Annotated in this window: 5 protein-coding genes; all 5 read right to left on the bottom strand. The window is 61.2% G+C overall.

Going from position 1 to position 3,497, the window contains the following annotated elements:
• Nucleotides 1-771, bottom strand: a 771-nt coding sequence (locus tag PMX21_RS09875) for a plasmid recombination protein (protein WP_271759277.1), incomplete at its 3' end; no start/stop codon positions are given.
• Nucleotides 772-1,221: 450 nt separating this feature from the next.
• On the bottom strand, nucleotides 1,222-2,169 hold the full coding sequence (locus PMX21_RS09870; protein ID WP_271749040.1) for a hypothetical protein: 948 nt from the start codon (nucleotides 2,167-2,169) through the stop codon (nucleotides 1,222-1,224).
• A gap of 199 nt (nucleotides 2,170-2,368) precedes the next feature.
• Nucleotides 2,369-2,638, bottom strand: coding sequence for a type II toxin-antitoxin system RelE family toxin (locus tag PMX21_RS09865; RefSeq protein ID WP_177279400.1), 270 nt, complete (start codon nucleotides 2,636-2,638; stop codon nucleotides 2,369-2,371).
• On the bottom strand, nucleotides 2,622-2,858 hold the full coding sequence (relB, locus tag PMX21_RS09860; RefSeq protein WP_271749041.1) for a type II toxin-antitoxin system RelB family antitoxin: 237 nt from the start codon (nucleotides 2,856-2,858) through the stop codon (nucleotides 2,622-2,624). The genes PMX21_RS09865 and relB overlap by 17 nt, the downstream gene beginning before the upstream one ends.
• 46 nt (nucleotides 2,859-2,904) lie before the next feature.
• Nucleotides 2,905-3,497, bottom strand: a 593-nt coding sequence (locus PMX21_RS09855) for a hypothetical protein (RefSeq protein ID WP_271759276.1), incomplete at its 5' end; no start/stop codon positions are given.

Raw genomic sequence — 3,497 nt, 5'->3', positions numbered from 1 at the left:
GTCTTTCCTCGCCGTCCTCGCCCTCGCCTCGTCCCGCTTCCGCGCCGCGCTGGCCCTCTCGGCCCGCTCGGTCGCATCCGCCACGATCTCACCAGCCTTCCTCTCGACAGGGGCAAGGATCTCGGCGCGGGCCGCGTCTATGTCGCGCTTGTCCACCCTGCTCAGGGCCTTCTGTGCCCTCTTGCCGTCCTCGAGCTCGATTTCCGGTCTGTACCCGAGATGCTGTTCAAGATAGTCCCCAAGGTCCTTGTGCAGGCTCTGGTAGAACGTTCGCGGGCACATCTTCTTGAAGTTGAACCGACCGTCCAGAATCGGCGTGAACGCCGCGTGCATGTGGTCGCGGACTGGCGAGCCGTCCGTCCGCACCTCATCCCTGTGCACGAACCCGCCGAGCATGTTCCCGGACCCGAGACGGTCCGCCAGAAAGCAGTACGTCCATCCGAAGAACGCGCCCTCGTCCCCCTCGCGGACGTTCTCCGGCAGCGTAACCACAACGTCAGCCATCACCACCGCGTCCTTGCGCACGGCCCGCTTGCCCTCGGCCTTGGCCCTCTCGTTGACGCGCTCGATGCGCCCCTCGACCGTGGCCCAGTTCGGCTCCACCCCCTTCATCGGCTTCACCAGACCATCGGCGGGGTCGAGCGCGAGCGTGTAGTCCATCCCGACCCGCGCCGGGTCGATGTTCTCCCGCCCCAAGCTGGACGGGTCGCGGCGGTAGTGCGCGAGCATGTGGCCTACCGATGTTGCCTTGTACTTCTCAAGATGCGCCATAAGTCTAAGACCTTTCAGCCGGAGCCAGATTTTAGCCGCCTAAAGTCTAGCATGTTAGCCTTTTGCTACGCAAAAGACATGGCAGGGGGGCACCCCTGCACCCCTCCGAGACCGCGGCGGCACGGTCTCGGACAGCACGCGGCGGCGCGTGCATGAGGGGGCAAGCCCCCTCAAACTCCCCCTTGTCGCGGCTGTTCGTCACACGTCACACGTCACGTATATATTCGGTCGTAGTAGCCGAATATATACGTGCCCCGATTTGATGGGCTTCCTTCGCCGCGACTAGAGCAGGGAAAGGGTCGATGGCGCAGTGCGTCATCGACCCTCAATCAAGTCTGGTTTTGTTGCTTGCTCGCCGCGTCAATTCCGCAGCCGGTGAACGAGGGCTACGTAGATCCGCTATGCGGAACTACTCCGCCCCCGTAGTCACCGCCTGCTCCATTGACCCGTCTACTCGAACCGAGCGCACCAGCTTCGAGCTTCGGCTACGGCTGCGGCGGCGCAGTCGGGCGGCAGCTCGACCATCGGCGTGCGCAGATACTCGCGCACCTTCGGTCGTGAACGCCAGCCGAGCATGTTGATGAGCGTCTCGACCTCCTCGCCGCGCTCGGCCTTCTCGGCGAGCATGATTCCCACCACGCGCACCCAGTCGCGCGTGCTCTCATCGCTGTGCCATGCGTGAACCTGCGGCCAGTGCGCGACAACCTGCCCAGCGTCCCACTCTCCGTCACACGTCAGCTCGATGCGCGTCAACATGCCCGACAGGTGCATCTCGGCCGCCTTGTCGTAGACCTTCACGTATCCGGGCGTGTTCTTGACCCCGAGGTATTCCGTGATTCCGTTGCTGATGACCGACTTGTACATCCGCCTGTCCTTGCTAAGGCGGCAGTCCAGACGGCTTGTCGGCAAATCATAGGCGAGGTCGAACCTCTTCAAGCGGGCGTGCGAAACGCACGGCGCGAGCTTTTCCAGCAGCCGCCAGAACCGCTTGTCCCCTGCGACCTTGTTCGGGTTAAACTCGATGAACCCGCGATTCATGTTCACCTTGCAGCTCGGCTCCATGAAGCCGATGCCGAGCGCGACCGAGCTATCGCCGAGGTCGAAACTCCAAAGCTCATACCATCCGCCGGGGCGAATCTTGCTCGTCCACGCGCTCATGCTGTCGCAGTCGAATGTCTGGGCGTGCGTGCTCAACCACTCGCCCTTGCCGTTGATGAACGACAGCTTCAGGCGAACCATATCGATTGAGAACGTTGCCCCAGATTCGGTCTTGTATGCATTCCAGTAAGAGGGGTGAACCACCGTAAGTGGTTGAAATCCGGCTATTAGACAAGAGCCGGATTTCACATCCGGGTTCGGCGGGTATGCAGAACCGCCCTCGTTTTGATTCATTGCCATGAAAAAACCTCCCGTTTTTTGGGAGGTAACGTCTCGACTTCCTGCCATCTGACACGTGTTGCACGTATAATTGCAGGTGGTGCTGATGCGAGCTGCTACCTCGTGTCGGCGTTAGCAGGGGTCGGAGCCTGCTAACCTGTGGCCACCATTGTAAACCCACCCGCCCGTCTTAACGGCGGGCGGGTTTCTTTTTGCGCAGCTACCTGCGCTTGTAGACCTCGCGCCTGTGCGCCACATCGACCACGAGAATGACAAGCCTGCCGTCGTTGATATCGCACAGAATCCGATAATCACCGACCCTGTATCGCCACACGCCAGCCAAGTTCCCCGTCAGGGCTTTTCCCCTGCTTCTCGGGTCTTCGAGCTTCGCTATCTCGTCCAGCTCGTCGAACACCCGCGCCGCAACGCCCTTGTCTAGCTTGCGCATCGCCTTGTCGGCATTCCTCGTGAACTCAATCCGCCAATCCACAATGCGCCCTTACCTCATCGATGCTGTAGGTTTCAAGCCTGCCAGCGCGATAGTCCTCAATGTCTCTGAGAATCCCGTACTCGTATTCGAACCGGTCAATCGAATCCGCAAGAGCCTCGTTGACGTAGTAGCTCCGCGACCTACCCGTCTCCTTTGCAAGACGGCTGTAGCGCTCACTCAAATCCGTAGGAATCCTAAGTGAAGTAACCGCAGTGGCCATGCCGCACCTCCTAACCTTGCTGTATTACAGGTGTTACTATAACACATCATCGCGACTGACCCCGTGACCTGCCGTTCGTCGGCGCGACATGGCCACGGCTCAACGCTTCCGACGCGCGTGCGGCTTCCGTTGCTTCCCTCATCACGTCATCCAGGCTGCGCTGCTCCGTCTTCGCCTTCCTGGGACGCATCAGCGCCCAGATGCGGTCTCCAAGCTCCTCAATTGCCGCTCTAGCTGCTCTCGCCGCTCCTGCGCATCGAGCAGCGATTGAATCGAGGATTGTGCCGCGCTCAGCGCGTCCCGCACCCTCGTACCTGCGAACCTCGGCAGCGATGGGTCGAAGCTCCTCAACGTCTCTCTCAGCTGCTCGCGTTCCCTGCCGAAGAGACTCCAATCGCGCGGACTCCCGCTGAAGGTCATCGCCCACCTCGTTGCGCAGCTCGATTTTCTTGCCGATTTCGCCGTCCAAGCGGTCAATCTCGGCCATTTTATCCGCGATTTGACGGTCGATTTCAGCAGCTTGGGACCGCTTTTCATCAACCTGCCCGGCGATATCAGCGAGGTCTTTCCTCGCCGTCCTCGCCCTCGCCTCGTCCCGCTTCCGCGCCGCGCTGGCCCTCTCGGCCCGCTCGGTCGCAT

Source organism: Collinsella aerofaciens, from assembly GCF_028209885.1.
Lineage (GTDB): Bacteria > Actinomycetota > Coriobacteriia > Coriobacteriales > Coriobacteriaceae > Collinsella > Collinsella aerofaciens_BA.
This window is presented reverse-complemented; position numbering and strand designations above follow the sequence as displayed.